The following is a 15,713-nucleotide window of genomic DNA, read 5'->3' as shown; positions in this document are numbered from 1 at the left end:
GTGGCCGTATGGCCAACCCGACCCGCTGGGCGACCGACACCGGTCCGGAGCACTCGCAGTGGTACATCGACCGGTTCCGCAAGCTCGCCGCCGAGGGAGCGGACCTGGCCGGCGAGGCCCGGCTGGTCGACGCGCTCGTCGCGCCCGGGTCGCGGATCCTCGACGCCGGCAGCGGCACCGGCCGGGTCGGCGCCGCGCTGGCCCAGCGCGGGCACACCGTGGTCGGGGTCGACGCCGACCCCGCGCTGGTGGAGGCCGCCCGCGCCGACCATCCCGGCCCCCGCTGGCTGGTCGCCGACCTGGCCGAACTGGACCTGCCGGCGCTCGGCGAGGCGGAGCCGTTCGACGCGGCGGTCCTCGCCGGCAACGTCCTCGCCTTCGTCGCCGCCGGCACCGAGCCGGAGGTGCTGCGCCGACTCGCCGGGCACCTGCGCCCCGACGGCGTGCTGGCGGTGGGCTTCGGCACCGAACGCGGTTACCCGCTGACCGCGTTCGACGCCGACGCGGTCGCCGCCGGGCTGCGCCTGGAGCACCGCTTCGCCACCTGGGACCTGCGGCCGTGGCGCGACGACGCGCCGTTCGCGGTCAGCATCCTGCGCCGCCCGGCCGCCTGACCCGGCGGGCAGCCCGGGCGACCGACACCCGCGCGGCGGGGCCGCCGGAAGACCGAAACCCCACCGACGGGCAGCCGACCGCCGCCCGGGCGACAGAACGACCGGCATCAGGACGGGGCGGCGACGGCCCGGGCCGCGTCCGGGTCCAGGGTGGCGCCGGCCGGCACGAGGCTGACCAGGCCGGCGGGCAGCCGCACCGGTCGCACGTCGCGGTAGCCGAGCATCGCCAGCACCTCCCGGTCGGCCAGCACGTACCGCCGGCCCAGGTCGGTGACCACGGACACCGCGCCTCCGGACGCGCCGGGCGCCGCGGCGGCCTCGACCACCGCGCCGCCACCCGGCTGCACCACCACGTGGTCGGCCAGCGCCGCGCCGCCGCTCGGCGCGGTCCGTGGGACGGCCGCCAGATCCGGCAGCCGTACGCCCCGCAGCACCTCGCCCGTGCCGTCGTCGTCCCCGACCCGGGCGCAGATCGCCGCGTCGTCGGAGCTGACGAGCGGGGGCGGCACGGGCGGCGGCGCGGTCGGGCCGCTCGGGGCGAGGTCGGGCAACGTGGGCAGCGCGGCGAACCGGCCCAGCGTCATCGGTTCCGACTCCCCCTGCCCGGTGCGGGCCAGCAGCAGCCCGGCCTGCAACTCGGTGATCCCGGCCAGCCCGTCGTCGAGCGCCACCGCGTACTGCCGGCCGCCGCCGGAGTTGCGCACCAGGTAGACCTGGCCGATCGTGGCGCCGGGCACGCGGGTGGCGGGTCGACCCTCGCCGGGCAGCGCCAGCGGGGCCAGATCGACGCCTGCGGGAAGCGCGTTGAGCAGGGCCGGCGCGACCGGCACCGCCCGCGTCCGGGTGGTCGCCAGCGCGGCCAGCACGCGGTTGGGATCGCGGACCAGGTACCGACGCTGGTGCCACACGAGGTGCAGGCCGCCGTCCGGGTGGCGCAGCAGCAGCGCGTCGTCGCCCAGCGGCCGACCGCCGTCGGGGTCGGTGCCGATCAGCAGCGCGGACCGGGGGTCCTCGCCGCCGGCCGTCGAGCAGACCGTCCAGGCCGACGTCGCCAGCCGGCCCGGGGCGGGCAGCGAGTCCGGTGCGTCGGCGATGCCCAGGGGCAGGCCGCGCGGCACGTCGTCGATCGAGCGTCGGGAGACCAGCACGGTCTTCGACCGGTCCGCGCCGACGATCAGCAACGCCGACGCGTAGTTGAGCACCGGGTGCAGCTTTTGCTCCCGGTAGACGAACCGGGCACCGGACTCCTTCTCCACGATCACCGCGCCGGGGTCGCGCCACCCCTTGCCACCGCCGGCGAACAGCCCGTAGAGCGCCGAACCCCCGAGCCCGATCGCCGCGACGAGGACGCTGGCCAGGCCCGCGCCCGCCAACCGCCGAAACGGTGACTGGGCGGGGTCGGTCTCCCGCATCACCAGTGCGGCGACCGCCCGCTGGACGCTGAACTGGTAGGAGTGCAGCTGATCCTGCCGCGACGGCATGAGGTCCCTTCCGCTGGTTTGACCGGGCCACAGGATATGCGCTGCGTCGATGTCCCGTGGACCCTGCGTGGCGGGCCCGGCCCCGACCGGTACCATCCGGGGACGAATCCGGCGGCGAGAGGGCACCCGTGGGCGCGCGTTTCGAGGAGCTGGCCTGGCGGGAGACCCCGATCGGCGCGATCAGCCTGCGGCGGCGCCGCGATCCGGCGCTGCAGGTCGAGGTGTACGAGGTCAAGCTCGACGACGAGTACCTGATGTCCAGCCTCTTCCCCGTCGCCGAGATCGAGCTGGCCCGGCTGGGCCTGGCCGAACTGACCGGCGACGCCCTCGACGTGGTGGTCGGCGGCCTCGGGCTGGGCTACACCGCGTGCACCGCGCTGGCCGACCCACGGGTGCGAACACTCCTCGTGGTGGAGGCCATCGAGGACGTCATCGACTGGCACCGGCGGGGACTGCTGCCGTTCGCGGCCGGGCTCGCCGAGGACCCCCGGACCCGGTTCGCGCGAGCCGACTTCTTCGCCGCCGTGGCCGGTGACGACGGGTTCGACGCCGAGACGCCCGGACGTCGGTACGACGCCGTCCTGCTCGACGTCGACCACTCGCCGCGCAACGTCCTGCACCCGAGCCACGCCCCCTTCTACGCGCCGGACGGGCTACGCCGACTCGCGGCGCTGCTACGACCGGAGGGCGTCTTCGCGCTGTGGTCGGACGACCCGCCGGACGACGAGTTCGTCGCGGCGCTCACGGAGGTGTTCGCGACCGCGCGGGCTCATGTCGTGCCGTTCGCCAACCCGCTGACCGGCGGCCAGTCCGCCAACACGGTCTACGTCGCCCACCGCTGACTCCGCCTGGGGATGGCGTTTGAGGTTGGCGGAATCGGGGACGTGGAGCCCGGGGGTCGCCGCATCTCGCGCCGCGGCCGGGTTACGGGAGGTCGCGATGCGTGCCCTGCTCTGGGTCGTCGGTGTGGTCGCCGGCGTGCTGATTCTGCTCGGGCTGTTCCTCGAGGCGGTCCGCTGGCTGATCATCATCGGTCTGATCGCGCTGGTGATCGTGATCATCCTGGGCGTGGTCAAGGGACGGCAGGCCATGCACCACCAGACCCGCCGACGGTGACGCCGGGGCCGTTCAGAACCAGTCGGCGCGCATGTCGAGCGTGGTCCGGTCGAGGCTGTCCAGCAGGTCGAACTGCGGGCCCGTCCGGGGCAGCTCGGCCGTGAAGAAGTAGCGGGCGGCCTGCCGCTTACCGGCGTGGAAGGCGTCGCCGTCCTCCTGGGGCGGCAGCGCCAGCACCTGCTCCAGCCACATCCACGCGATCACCACGTGCCCGACCGCCTCCAGGTAGACGCTGGCGTTGGCCAGGGCGAGCACCGGATCACCGCCGGACCAGAGCCGGCGGGTGACCGCGACGACCCGATCCACCGCGCCGGCCAGCCGGTCGGCCAGCTCGGCCGCCTCGCCCCCGGCCCGGCGGCCCCGGCTGACGGTGTCGCCCATCCGCTCGGTCAGCAGGAGCAGGCCCGCGCCGTCGCGCATGGTCATCTTGCGCCCCAGCAGGTCCAGCGCCTGGATGCCGTGGGTGCCCTCGTGGATCGGGTTGAGCCGGTTGTCCCGGTAGTGCTGCTCCACGTCGTGGTCGCGGGTGTAGCCGGCGCCGCCGAGCACCTGGATCGCCAGGTCGTTGGCGACCAGACACCACTGCGACGGCCAACTCTTGGTGATCGGGGTGAGCACGTCCAGCAGCAGGTGCGCCCGCTCGCGGTCGGTCTGCTCCGGGGCGGTCTGCTCCTCGTCGAGCAGCCGGGCGCAGTAGAGCACCAGGGCCAGGGCACCCTCCACGTAGCTCTTCTGCGCCAGCAGCATCCGCCGTACGTCCGGGTGGTCGATGATCGGCACCTGCGGCGCCGCCGGGTCCTTCGCGTCGACCGGCCGGCCCTGCGGCCGCTCGCGGGCGTACGCCAGGCTCTTGAGATAGCCGGTGTAGCCCAGCGCCATGGCACCGGCGCCGACACCGATCCGGGCCCCGTTCATCATGTGGAACATCTGGGCGAGCCCCTGGTGCGGCACGCCGACCAGATGGCCGACGGCGCCGGAGCGACCGGCCGGGGTGTGGCCGCCGTCGCCGAAGCTGAGCAGGGTGTTGGTGGTCCCCCGGAAGCCCATCTTGTGGTTGAGCCCGGCGAGTACCACGTCGTTGCGGTCGCCCAGCGATCCGTCCGGCTCGACGAGCACCTTGGGCACGATGAACAGCGAGATGCCCTTCACCCCGGGCGGCCCGCCGGGAATCCGCGCCAGCACCAGGTGGACGATGTTCTCGGCCAGCTCGTGATCACCGCCGGAGATCCACATCTTGGTGCCGAAGAGCCGGTACGTCCCGTCCGGCTGCGGCTCGGCCCGGGTGGTGATGTCGGCCAGCGAGCTGCCCGCGTGCGGCTCGGACAGGCACATGGTGCCGAAGAACCGACCCTCCAGCATGGGTCGGACGTACGTGTCGACCTGCTCGGCGCTGCCGTGCGCCAACAACAGCTTCGCGTTGCCCAGGGTCAGCATCGGGTACGCCGAGGTGGCCACGTTGGCCGCCTGGAACCAGGCGAAGCAGGCGGCGGCGACGGCCTGCGGCAGTTGCAGGCCACCGACCGAGGCGTCCAGCCCGGCCGTGAGCAGACCCGTCTCGGCGAAGCTGTCCAACGCCGCGCGCACCTGCGGGATCAGCCTCACCCGCTGCCCGTCGAACGTCGGTTCGGCAAGGTCGGCGGCCCGGTTGTGCGAGGCGAACTGCTCGGTGGCCACCCGCTCGGCGAGGTCCAGCGCGTCGTCGAAGGTCTCCCGGGAGTGCTCGGCGTAGCGAGGGCGCTCGGCGAGCTGCGACACCCGCAACCAGTCGTGCAGCAGGAAGTCCAGGTCACGGCGGGAGAGCAGGGTGGACGGCACGGAACTCCTCGGCGGGGCTCGGGTGTGTCGGTTCGGGGGCGGCGGCCCGGCGTCGCCCCGACCCATCCTGACCGATCCACCGGGAGCACACCACCGCCGCCCGTCGGCGGGCGTCATTGTCGTACCCGTCGGCTAAGGTCCCTGCCCGTGACCGCGCCCGGAGACGTCGACCCCGAGGTTCTCGACCGGCTGCGCCCGATCTGCCGCGGATTGCCGGAGACCTACGAGGAGCCGGCCTGGGTGGGCACCCGTTGGCGGATCCGCCGGCGCACCTTCGCCCACGTGCTCACCGTCGACCCCGACCGTCAGGCGGTGCACGCGCGCGCCGCCGCGCTCGACCGGCCGGCCTGCCTGTTGGTCTTCCGATCGCCGCTCGACGAGATCGCCGGTCTTATGAGCGTCGGGCACCCCTTCTACAAGCCGGACTGGAGCCCGAACGTGCTGGGCATGATCCTGGACGAGGACACGGACTGGGACGAGGTCGGCGAGCTGCTCACCGAGAGCTACTGCGTGCAGGCGCCCAAACGGCTCGCCGCACTGGTCGACCGGCCCGGCTGAGCGCACCCGGCGAGGCCGGCGTTTCGCCCGGGCCGGCTCGGGGATACCGCGCCAACGGTGGCGGATCACCGACGGGAATCGGCGACGCCGCCCGTCGCGCGAGGAGCGGCCCATGTCCAGGCTTGGGACCGAGGAGGATCCTCGGTTGACACCCGTGCTCGTCGAGGATCGGGTCTGCACGGGTGTGACCACCCTGCGGGGGCGGGTCTTCCTGAGCTACCCGTCGGCGGACGGGCCGGGCGTGCAGGTGGCGGAGGCGCTGCCGGACGGCGGTCGCAACCCGTACCCGGACGCCGCGTGGAACGAGCCGGACCAACCGCCGGACGGGACGTTCGTGCACGTCAACGGGTTGCGGGCCGGCCCGGACGGCCGACTGTGGATCATCGATTCGGGGTCGCCGCAGCTTGGCGGGGAGCAGGTGCCCGGCGGCGCGCGGCTGATCGCCGTCGACGTCGACGCTGACCGGGTGGACCGGGTCTACCACCTCGACGACGCGGTGCGTCCGCACAGCTACGTCGACGACGTCCGGTTTCACGGCGGCACCGCGTACCTCACCGACGCCGGCACGCCCGGCCTCATCGTGCTGGACCTCGATTCGGGCCGGTGCCGACGGGTGTTGGACGGGCACCCGAGCACGGTGGGCGGGCCGGTGGTCGCCGACGGCCGGGCGCTGCGGGATCCCGGCGGCGCCGAGGTGTGCCTGAACGCCGACCAGCTGGAGGTGTCGCCGGACGGTCGGTGGCTGTACTACCAGCCGGCCTCGGGTGGGATGTCCCGGATCGGCACCCGCTGGCTGGACGACCCGACGCTGTCCGCCGAGGAGTTGGCCCGGCGGGTCGAGCCCTGGTGGGACACGCCCAGCACCGGTGGCACGGCCATCGACGCGCTCGGCACCATCTACGTCAGCGATGTGGAGCGACGTCGCGTGCTCGCTGTGGGGCCGGACCGCAGCGTCCGTACGCTCGTCGCCGACCCGCGCCTGGCCTGGGTGGACGCGATGTGGCTCGACGCCGAGGGTCACCTCTGGCTGCCGGCGGCCCAACTGCACCTGACCGCCGGGCTCAACGGCGGCCACTCGGCCGTCGACTATCCGGTCCGGATCTACCGGATGCCGGTCGACGCCGGTCCGCCCCCGCGCGACCACGCCTGACGGCGGTATTCCTGTGGAGCGGTCGAGGCCCGATCGGTGAGAATCGGGGCGTGTCCGTTCCCGCCCGTCAGATCCGCGCACGCCATTCGGCCGACACGATCACCGTGTACCAGGCGTACCCCCCGGAGGTCGCGCTGCCGGCCGTGGCCGCCGGCCGCTTCGTGGCCCCCTTCAAGCGGGACCGCATGACCTGGATCAAGCCGTCGTTCCGGTGGATGATGTACCGCTGCGGCTGGGCCACCAAGCCCGGCCAGGAGCGCGTGCTGTCGATCGACATCGCGCGGGAGGGCTTCGAGTGGGCGCTGGCGCACGCCTGTCTGAGCCACTACGACCGGGACGTGCACGGTGACCGGGCGACCTGGTCGCGGCAGCTGAAGAGCAGCCCGGTACGGGTGCAGTGGGACCCGGAACGGACGGTGCGGATGGCCGCGCTGCCCCATCGGTCGCTGCAGGTCGGGTTGTCCGGTGCGGCGGTCGCCCGGTACGTCGACGACTGGATCGTGGCCGTCACGGACATCACCCCCACCGTCCACCGTGTACGGGAGCTGGTGCGGGCAGGCGATGAGCGAGCGGCGACGGACCACCTGCCGGTCGAGAGTCCCTACCCGCTACCGGCTCAGATCGCCGCTCGCCTCGGCGCGACGGGCGGTGGGTGAGAGTCCTCGATATCCTGCCTCGCATGCATCGAAGCCGTGTGTACGCGTTGCTGATCGACGCGCCCGAGGCGGAGGCCGCGCGGGCGGCGGAGTTCTGGTCGGCGGCACTCGGCGTCGGCACCCGGTCCCATCCGGCCGAGCCGCAGTTCGTCGGTCTGCACGAGGCGTTGCCGGGCCTGGTCACCGCCGTCCAGGCCGTCGACGACGCGCCGCGCTACCACCTCGACATCGAGACCGACGACGTGGCGGCCGAGACCGCTCGGCTGGTCGGCCTGGGCGCCACCGAGGTGTCGCAGTGGTTGGAGTGTCGGATTCTGCGGGCGCCCGGCGGGCACCTGCTCTGTGTGCTGCCGGTCGAGAGCCCACCTGAGGTGTTCGACGCCCAGTCCCGGACCTGGTCGTGACGCGCCGGGCTGTCAGAGGTCGGCGCTAGGGTGCCGGACATGGCGAATGTGATGTTGGTGGCGGGCGCGTGGCTGGGGTCGTGGGCGTGGGACGAGGTGGTGCCGGGGCTGCGAACCGCCGGCCACCAGACCTGTCCCCTGACCCTCTCCGGTCTCGCCGAGAGGCATGGCGTGCCCGCCGGGCAGCAGACCCATGTGCAGGACATCGTCGGCGAGATCGAGCGGCGCGACCTGCGCGACGTGGTGCTGGTCGGGCACAGCTACGCGGGCATCCCGGTGGGTCAGGCCGCCGCGCGGATCGGCGACCGGTTGACCCGGGTGGTCTACGTCGACGCGGAGGTGCCGGTCGACGGCGGGTCGTTCGCGTCCGGCTGGTGGCAGGGTCAGGCGGCGTTCGAGTCGGTGCTCGCCGACAACGGCGGCGACTGGCGGCCGCCCGACGCGGCCGAGTTCGACGGCCAGGGGCTCACCGAGGAGCAGATCGCGCGGCTGCTCAAGGGCGCCACCCCGCACCCGGGCGCCACGCTGACCGAACCGGCCGTGCTGGCCCGTCCGCTGGGCGAGCTGCCGACGACGTACGTCAAGTGTCTGCTCGACGGGCCGGAGCCCAACGACACCGTGTCCGCGCTGCTGACCAGCGAGCACTGGCGGCTGGTCACGATGGCTACCGGCCACTGGCCGATGTTCTCCCAACCCGCCGAGCTGGCGCGGTTGCTGGTGGCCGAGATCGGCTGACCGCGCGGGCGACGACGGTCTCGGCGGGCCGGCCCGGCAGGTCAGGTCGCGGGGTCGTCGAGGGTGGTGATGTGGCGTACCGGGGACGCAAGCAGCCACAGGACGGCGAGCACGCCGCCCACTCCGGCGACGACCAGGGCCGGCCGCAGCCCGAGGGTGGTGCCCAGCGCGCCGCCGACCAGCGCGCCGAGCGGCCGGATGCCGTAGTTGACGGCGCTGTACGCGCCGGCCCGGCGACCGCGCGCGTCGTCGGGTGTGACGGCGGTGAGCAGGGCGTTGAGGTTGACGTCCATCAGCATCACGCCGACGCTGGAGACCATCTCGATGGCCGCCAGCATGGCCACCTTCGCCCAGGTCGGGCCGGCGATCAGCGCCGTCAACGCCAGCGGTGCGGGGAAGACCACAACGCCGATCATCGCGGTACGGCCCAGCCCGATGGCCCGCGACAGGCGAGGCGCCAGGGCCGCGCCGGCCAGTCCGCCGAGCGCGCCGATGCCGAACGCGACGCCGATGGCGCCGGCCGACAGGCCGAGTTCACGGTTGGCGTAGAGCACCAGCAGCGCCGCGGCGATGAAGGTGAAGAAGTTGACGGTGGTGGTGCAGCCGAGCGCGGCGCGCAGCACCGGGTGGCGCAGCACCAGCACCAGGCCCTCGCGGACCAGGCCGAGTGTGGACGTCCGCCGTGGCGGCGGAGGCGACTCGGTGACCGGGATGCGCCGCAGCAGCAGCGCGGAGGCCAGGAAGGACACCGCGTCGACGAGGACCGCCACCGGCGCGCTGAGCGCCTGGACGAGCCCACCGCCGACGGCCGGGCCGGCGATGAACGAGAGGGACCGGCTCACGCTGAGTTTGCTGTTCGCGTCCACGTACGCCGACCGCGGCACCAGGGCGACGAAGAACGCCTGCTGTCCCAGGGTGAACAGCACCGCCCCGGCGCCGCTGAGCAGCGCCACCAGGTAGAGCTGGGTGAGGGTGATCGCGCCGAACAGGTAGGCCACGGGCAGGCTGAGCAGCACGGCCGCGCGGGCGAGGTCCGCGATGATCAGGAGTCGACGCTTGTGGGTGCGCTGGTCCACCCACGCGCCGAGGAACACGCCCAGCAGGTTGGGCAGCCAGATAAGCGCGGTGAGGACGCTGACCTGCACGGGCGTCGCGGCGAGCAGGGAGACGGCGATCAGCGGCAGGGCCAGTTCGCTGATCCGGTCGCCGAACGCCGAGATCGTCTCACCCATCCAGAAGGTGCGGAACCGCCGGTCGCGGCCCAGCGCCGGTGCGGGCGGGGCGTCGACGGCCGTCATGACGCGGGCGAATCGTCGCTGGATTCGGGCAGCAGGTAGCGCAGCATCCGGACGAGCTGGGCGCCGTCCGGCGCCGTCTCGTCGTCCTTGCGCCGCACGTACGGGGCGAGCAGTTCTTCGATCGCCTCTTCCAGGTGTCGCAGCTCGTCCGGTGTGGCGACGAAGCGGGTGTCGGCCACCCCGGCCAGCCCGCGCCACTCGGTGTTCAGCCGAGGCTCGTCGTGCAGCAGCCACTGCTGGGGCGCCTCGGCATAGCGGGCGAACATCTCGCCGCGCAACTGCCGGGCCGCGGCCTGCCCCTCGGCGTCGTCGGGCAGCGAGAAGCGGAACCCCTGGGCGGCTGCCTGCCACCAGCGTTCCCGCTTGCTGGTGGCGCCGTCCCAATCGGTGACCAGGCCGAACGTCGCGAGGTGGCGCAGGTGCCAGCTGACCACCGACGGCGTGGCGCCGACGTGCGGCGACAGTCCGGTGGCCGTGGCCGGGCCGTGTTGCTGGAGCCGGTCGAGGATGGCCAACCGGACAGGATGCGCCAGCGCCCGCAGCGCCTGCGGCTCGGTGATCTCGAAATCCCCGTACGGATTCTTGAGAGACATGTTTCGAAAGTAGCCTCTCAGATCCTGCGCAGCAACCCCCGGAGACGCCGGTTCCTCCGCTCAGCTCACCCCCAGGCGGGCCAGCGGCTCGACCAGTTCCCGCTCCTCGTAGCTGAGGTGCGACAGCAGGGCGTCGGTCAGCAGGTTCACCGCGGCGCGCAGCTCGGCCAGGCCGTCCGGCGCCCCGACGTACGCGACCAGCGCCTTGTCGACCCCCTCCAGCACGTCGTGGATGACGTGGTGCTCCTGCTCCAGCCGGTCGACGACCGGGCGCAGCCGCGGGTCGGCCTGCCGCAGCCGCGGAAAGAGGGCCTGGTCCTCGATGGTGTGGTGGGTGGTGACGATGCGGCAGTAGGACTCGCAGTAGGCGCCGAGCGTCCACCGGTTCTGCCGCATGGTCATCGTGTTGATCTGCGATCGCGCCACGCCGGCGTCGATCTCGCCCGCCGCGACCTGCTCGATCAGGTCGTGGATCTGGGCCAGTTCGCCGCGCAGGCCGTCGTGCACCTGCACGAGGTGCTGGCCGGTGGCCTGCTCGTGCGCGGTGTAGGTGCGCGTCGGGTCGGGCGCGGGCCCGGTGGGACGGGCCGACTCGTCCCAGACCTGCCGGTCGCTGAGCCGCCGGCCGTCGTCCGGGGTCGGCACCACCGCGAAGGCCCCGGCGGTCACCCTCGCGCGGGTCGGCCGCGCGGAGGGCGCGACGAGCGCCGCCGGCTCCGCGGCCACCACCGGCTCGGCGGGAGTACGCGTCGACGCGGCGCCACTGTCGCGTTCGGCCGCGACCAGTTCGCGCACGGCGGGGGCCACCTCGCCTGCGAACCGGCGCAGGTCGTCGGGGTCGTCGCTGGCGAGGATGAACGTGCCGACGCCGTCGCCCAGCGCCAACTCGACCAACTCCCGCACCCACTGTTCGGCGGGCCCGTGCAACGGGCCGCCCCCGGCCGACGAGAAGGTGCCGGAGATGTTCAGCAGCCGGCGGACATCGCGAGGCGAGCGGCCCGCCTCCTGGGCGGCATCGTCGATGATCTTGTTGCCCCTGGCCAGGTCACCGGGCTGGAGGTAGTCCAGTGACGGCAGCCAGCCATCGGCCCGGCGACCGGTGAGCGCGAGCATGCGCGGCTTGTACGCCCCGAGCCAGATCGGCACCGCGTGGGCGGGGGCGGGGCCGCGCTTGGCGCCGACCACCCGGTGGAACTCGCCGTCGACCCGCACGCCGCCGCGCGCCTGGACGTCCCACGTCTGCCGGATGACGTCGATGCCCTCCTCCAGCGCCCGTACGCCCTGGCCGGGGGTCAGCCGCCGGCCGCCCATCGCCTCGATGGCGTCCCAGAACGCCCCCGCGCCGAGACCCAGCGCGACCCGACCGCCGCTGAGCAGGTCGAGGCTGGCGACGCTGCGGGCGAGCACGGCGGGTGGGCGCAGCGGCAGGTTGGTGACGTTCGCCGACAGGTGCACCCGGTCCGTCCGCGCCGCGACGAAGCTCAGCAGCGTCCAGGTGTCCAGAAATCGCGGCTGGTACGGATGGTCCTGGAAGGTGACCAGATCCAGCCCGACCTGCTCGGCCAGGACCGCGAGCCCGACCGTGCGGTCCGGATCGTCGTTGCCGGGCGTGGTGAACGATCCGAAGACCAGGTCGTGGCCGTAGTCGCTCATCGTGCGAGCCTCCCGTCGTCCGCGACGCGTCGGACGATGCGTCGTGGCCTCGACCTTATGTCAGACAGAACATCTGTTGCCAACAAGGTTGGCTGTCCTGCGCTATTGTCGGGGCATGACGGGTGCCAGCGACCGGCCGGACCGGCCCGATCCCCTCGACGACGATCTGGGCTGGATGCTGGGAATCGTCTTCCGGGGCTACGTCCGGGCTGCCGAGCACACCCTGACCGATTTCCCCGGCGGCCCGCGCGGTTATCAGGTGCTCACCGCCGCGGCCAACGGGCCGGCCCGCAACCAGGGCGCGATCGCCGAGGAGCTGGGCATCGACCGGACGGTGCTCACGTACCTGATCGACGACCTCGAACGCCCGGGGTTCGTCGCCCGGCGGGCGGACCCGGCCGACCGGCGCAGCCGGCTGGTGGACGTCACCGACGCCGGGCGGGTGGCCTGGGAGCAGCGGCGCGAGGCGCTGCGGCAGGTCGAGGCGCACCTGCTGGGGGCGCTCACGCCGACCGAGTCGGCGACCCTGCGCGCACTGCTGCAACGGGTCGCCTGCTCGACCCAGGCGATCGACCCCCTGCGCGATCTCTGCCAGGCGGTGGCCGAGGTGCGGCCCGAACCCGCTGCGCCGATGCCGAGCCGGCCGGGCGCAGCGTCCGAGCACGGTCGGCCGCGCGCCGCCCGGTCGCCCGGCCGCAGCGACGGCTGACCGGACGGTCGAACGGCGAGGTGGGCCCGCCGGCCGCTCCCCGACCATCGTGGGTCGAGGAGTGCCGGCGGGCCCACCGTGTGGCGGCAGCGTCGCTTGCGGCGACGGGTCAGCGCACGTGCACGAACACCGGGTTCGAGTAGAACCACAGGTCGTCCCACGGGCTCTCCAGCCCGTCGGCGAGCGGCTCCGCCTCGTCGGTGCTGGTGCCGCGCGCCCGCGCGTAGGTGTCGGCCTCAACGTTGCGCAGGGTGTGCCGGATGACGTAGTCCGCACCCTGGCGACGCCAGTCCCGCGGGCCGAACCGGGCCACCACCGTGGTGGTGGGGTTGGTGTCGGCGTCCGGGTCGGCGCTCGGCCCGGTGATCTGGCCGACGATCAGGTCGACCCGACGGACCTCGGGACGGTCCCCGTTGCCGTTCACACCGTCCAGCGGACGGAACGTGATCTCGATCTCGACGTCGGTGCGGCTGCGGCGACTGACCGTGATGGTCTCGCCGACCTCGGCCGTCTGCCCCTGGGACCTGGCGGTCACGTCGAGGCTGCGGATCAGGTCGCCGGTGGTCACCCAGATCCGGCCGTTGCGCAGGCCGTCCATGATGTCGCCGTAGTCCTGGCGGGCGTACACGTAGGTCTTGCTGTACTCGCCCGGCCAGAAGTCCGAGCCGCCGCGCGTCCAGTGCACGTGCGAGTCCGACGTCGCCGTGATCCACCAGCGCCGGCCCTCACCGAGCAGCGAGTCCCAGAGCCCACCGACCCGCGCGGTCATCTGGTCGAAGCCACCGTAGGTGGGGTGGTTGCCGTACCCGCCGCGCTTGCCGCCGTTGAGCGGACCGGCCTGGTGGCCGGGCGCGCCCTCGAAGCCGATGTAGACGTCGGGCGCGGCGTTGTTGCCGTTGCGGAACTCCCGCGGGGTGTCCTGGCCGTAGACACCGAGGCCGGGCGCCGACCGGGAGGCGTGGTGGGCGATGACCAGCGGCTTGTGCGGCATGCCCCGGGCGACCTTGAGGAACTCCACCATCTTGGCCTCGGTGTCGCGGGCCGGGTCGGTGGGGAACGCGTCGTACTTGGCGAACCGGCTCTCCAGCTCGAAGAGCTGCTTCGCCTCGTCGTCATGGCGCGGGATCATCAGCGTGTGGTGGTCCAGCGAGGGCGCGTCGAACTCCATGCCCCAGAACTGGAGCACCTCGGGGACCAGCTTGCGCGAACGCAGCAGATCGGGGTACGCCTGCTCGATGTTCACCTTCGAGTGCGTCGGTCCACCGTGGTCGGTGCACATCGCCCAGGTCAGACCGAAGTTCTTGGCCATGATCGCGTTGGTGACGATCGGGTAGACCGCGTCCGCGCCCTTGTGGAAGACGATCGGGCTCTTCGCGGTGTCGAACTCGCCGCTGTACTCGGAGTGCACGTGGTGGTCACCAGCGCGCCAGGACCGGTTCTTGGCGTTGCCCCGGTCGCTCGTGTCGTCGCCGGGGCGGCGCTCCTCGTCGGCCCACGCCGCGCCCGCGCCGACCAGCGGGCTGGCGGCGGCCAGCGTCGCGCCGACGCCGGCGTACTTGACCAGCTTGCGCCGCGACAACTGCGCGTGCTCGATCTCTTCGGCTTGCTTGTCTCTCACGTGAGAGCCTCTCCTCGATCAAGCGAATGCTCTTTCGATCAAGAAGCCTCGAAGAGGTTGGTGAACGCCCGCCGTACGACGGGCGGGTGCACGATGAACACCCTCGCGGAGCCCGTTGAAGGGCGCGTGAGGCGCGGCGGTGGGTCACGCGCCGACAGCGGGGCGTGCGCGTGTCGTCAGATCCGGGCGCGTGGCAGCCAGCCCAGGAAGCGGAGTCGTACTCGGGGCAGGGGAAGCGTCGGCAGATCCCGGGCGGCGGCCACGAGGCACGACCCGAGGTAGACGGCGAGCGCGGCACGCGCCCCGCCGAAATCGGCGAGCAGCTGGCTCTGCTTGGTGGCGCAGGGCCATTCGCGGCCACATCCGGTGCAGGTCCAGCTCGGCGGACTGGGCAGGTGCTCGGGCAGCTTGGTCCGTCGGTACCGGCCCACGACGCTGTTGTCCGCTCGCACGTCGCGTCGCCGGGGCTCGGGGCCCCCGTTGCGGTGCGCGGGTGGCCGCGGGGCGGGCAGATAGCGCCGGACGGTGCCGAGAAGCGCCCCGACGCGGACCAGGGCGTCCGGCCCCACCTGGTGGGCCAGCAACGCCGTGAGCAGGTAGTGCCCCAACAGGTCGGCCCCGGCGACGCCTTTCTCGTCACCCGTCCCGGTCAGCCGGTCCACGTGCGGTGGGACCCCGGCGAGGTGGAACTCTGCGTCCTGGACCTCGGCGTGTTGACGCAGGTGGCGACCGCCGCCACAGCCCGGAGGCCCGGCCAGATCCGGTTCACCGACCTCGGCGGAGTCAACGCGCCGCTCGCCCGGCAGTGGCACCGAACCACCAGTTACGTCAGCGATGTCGTGGCGAGCATCCCGAGCGCCAGCGCCCAGCCGTTGGTGATCGGCAATGCCGCACGGATGCTCGCCGCGGCAGCGCTCGCGATCTTCCCCAACACGGCGTTCACCGACGAGACCGCCGAGGACCGCCGCGACGCCAGCACCGCCACCCTGCGCCGCACCGTCGCCTTCATGGAGGAGAACGCCGACCGGGACATCGGCGCCGCCGACATCGCCAGCGCCGCCGCCGTCTCCCAGCGCGCGGTGCAGCTCGCCTTCCGCCGCCATCTCGGCACCACCCCGATGGCGTACCTGCGCAGGATCCGGCTCGATCGGGCCCACCACGACCTGGTCCGGGCCGACCCCGGACAGGAGACCGTGTCGGCCATCGCGAGTCGCTGGGGGTTCGCCAACCACAGCCGGTTCACCGCCCGGTACCACGCCAGCTACGGCGTGCCGCCTCGCGAGACGCTCCGCGCCTGACCGCGCCGCATGCCC

General features: G+C 73.2%; 17 protein-coding genes. 10 read left to right on the top strand and 7 right to left on the bottom strand.

Features of this window, described 5'->3' with window-relative positions:
• Positions 1-8 precede the first annotated feature (8 nt).
• Complete coding sequence (locus ABZT87_RS18140; RefSeq protein WP_354860046.1) at positions 9-614, top strand: class I SAM-dependent methyltransferase; 606 nt, start codon at positions 9-11, stop codon at positions 612-614.
• 107 nt (positions 615-721) lie between these two features.
• Here the strand turns inward: ABZT87_RS18140 and eccB are convergent, their stop codons facing one another.
• Positions 722-2,095 (bottom strand): type VII secretion protein EccB, encoded by a 1,374-nt coding sequence (gene eccB, locus ABZT87_RS18135; protein ID WP_355136752.1) that lies wholly within the window; start codon positions 2,093-2,095, stop codon positions 722-724.
• A gap of 128 nt (positions 2,096-2,223) precedes the next feature.
• Here eccB and ABZT87_RS18130 point away from each other — a divergent pair, with 128 nt between their 5' ends.
• Positions 2,224-2,937 (top strand): spermidine synthase, encoded by a 714-nt coding sequence (locus ABZT87_RS18130; protein WP_355136750.1) that lies wholly within the window; start codon positions 2,224-2,226, stop codon positions 2,935-2,937.
• A 97-nt stretch (positions 2,938-3,034) separates the two neighbouring features.
• On the top strand, positions 3,035-3,211 hold the full coding sequence (locus ABZT87_RS18125) for a hypothetical protein (RefSeq protein WP_355136748.1): 177 nt from the start codon (positions 3,035-3,037) through the stop codon (positions 3,209-3,211).
• A 12-nt stretch (positions 3,212-3,223) separates the two neighbouring features.
• On the opposite strand, the gene ABZT87_RS18120 is transcribed toward ABZT87_RS18125, so the two are convergent.
• Entirely contained in the window at positions 3,224-5,026 is a 1,803-nt protein-coding gene (locus ABZT87_RS18120; protein ID WP_355136746.1) for an acyl-CoA dehydrogenase, read from the bottom strand.
• 147 nt (positions 5,027-5,173) lie between these two features.
• Between ABZT87_RS18120 and ABZT87_RS18115 the strand changes: the two genes are divergently transcribed.
• The 5 genes from ABZT87_RS18115 (at position 5,174) to ABZT87_RS18095 (ending at position 8,529) form a co-directional block, all read left to right on the top strand.
• On the top strand, positions 5,174-5,584 hold the full coding sequence (locus ABZT87_RS18115) for an MmcQ/YjbR family DNA-binding protein (protein WP_355136744.1): 411 nt from the start codon (positions 5,174-5,176) through the stop codon (positions 5,582-5,584).
• A 112-nt stretch (positions 5,585-5,696) separates the two neighbouring features.
• Complete coding sequence (locus ABZT87_RS18110) at positions 5,697-6,734, top strand: L-dopachrome tautomerase-related protein (protein WP_355136742.1); 1,038 nt, start codon at positions 5,697-5,699, stop codon at positions 6,732-6,734.
• Between the two features lie 50 nt (positions 6,735-6,784).
• On the top strand, positions 6,785-7,390 hold the full coding sequence (locus ABZT87_RS18105) for a DUF4291 domain-containing protein (RefSeq protein WP_354857155.1): 606 nt from the start codon (positions 6,785-6,787) through the stop codon (positions 7,388-7,390).
• Positions 7,391-7,413: 23 nt separating this feature from the next.
• The gene (locus tag ABZT87_RS18100; RefSeq protein ID WP_354857157.1) at positions 7,414-7,794 is read left to right on the top strand and encodes a VOC family protein; all 381 of its coding nucleotides are present in this window, start codon (positions 7,414-7,416) and stop codon (positions 7,792-7,794) included.
• A gap of 39 nt (positions 7,795-7,833) precedes the next feature.
• Complete coding sequence (locus tag ABZT87_RS18095) at positions 7,834-8,529, top strand: alpha/beta hydrolase (RefSeq protein ID WP_355136740.1); 696 nt, start codon at positions 7,834-7,836, stop codon at positions 8,527-8,529.
• Between the two features lie 41 nt (positions 8,530-8,570).
• On the opposite strand, the gene ABZT87_RS18090 is transcribed toward ABZT87_RS18095, so the two are convergent.
• From ABZT87_RS18090 to ABZT87_RS18080, 3 genes are read right to left on the bottom strand one after another with little or no spacing between them, the layout of a single operon-like run.
• On the bottom strand, positions 8,571-9,827 hold the full coding sequence (locus ABZT87_RS18090) for an MFS transporter (RefSeq protein WP_355136738.1): 1,257 nt from the start codon (positions 9,825-9,827) through the stop codon (positions 8,571-8,573).
• Positions 9,824-10,420, bottom strand: coding sequence for a helix-turn-helix domain-containing protein (locus tag ABZT87_RS18085; RefSeq protein WP_355136736.1), 597 nt, complete (start codon positions 10,418-10,420; stop codon positions 9,824-9,826). Before ABZT87_RS18085 ends, ABZT87_RS18090 begins: the two co-directional genes overlap by 4 nt.
• 60 nt (positions 10,421-10,480) lie before the next feature.
• Complete coding sequence (locus tag ABZT87_RS18080) at positions 10,481-12,073, bottom strand: LLM class flavin-dependent oxidoreductase (protein ID WP_355136734.1); 1,593 nt, start codon at positions 12,071-12,073, stop codon at positions 10,481-10,483.
• Between the two features lie 115 nt (positions 12,074-12,188).
• On the opposite strand from ABZT87_RS18080, the gene ABZT87_RS18075 reads away from it, so the two are divergent.
• Positions 12,189-12,782, top strand: coding sequence for a MarR family winged helix-turn-helix transcriptional regulator (locus ABZT87_RS18075; RefSeq protein WP_355136732.1), 594 nt, complete (start codon positions 12,189-12,191; stop codon positions 12,780-12,782).
• Positions 12,783-12,891: 109 nt separating this feature from the next.
• Here the strand turns inward: ABZT87_RS18075 and ABZT87_RS18070 are convergent, their stop codons facing one another.
• The gene (locus tag ABZT87_RS18070; RefSeq protein WP_355136730.1) at positions 12,892-14,400 is read right to left on the bottom strand and encodes a phosphoesterase; all 1,509 of its coding nucleotides are present in this window, start codon (positions 14,398-14,400) and stop codon (positions 12,892-12,894) included.
• A gap of 176 nt (positions 14,401-14,576) precedes the next feature.
• Positions 14,577-15,062, bottom strand: coding sequence for a hypothetical protein (locus tag ABZT87_RS18065; protein WP_355136728.1), 486 nt, complete (start codon positions 15,060-15,062; stop codon positions 14,577-14,579).
• On the opposite strand from ABZT87_RS18065, the gene ABZT87_RS18060 reads away from it, so the two are divergent.
• On the top strand, positions 15,063-15,698 hold the full coding sequence (locus ABZT87_RS18060) for a helix-turn-helix transcriptional regulator (RefSeq protein WP_355136726.1): 636 nt from the start codon (positions 15,063-15,065) through the stop codon (positions 15,696-15,698).
• The last annotated feature ends 15 nt before the right edge of the window (positions 15,699-15,713 follow it).

Origin of the sequence: Micromonospora sp. NPDC005237 (assembly GCF_040607775.1) — a bacterium.
Taxonomy (GTDB): Bacteria; Actinomycetota; Actinomycetes; order Mycobacteriales; family Micromonosporaceae; genus Micromonospora.
This window is presented reverse-complemented; position numbering and strand designations above follow the sequence as displayed.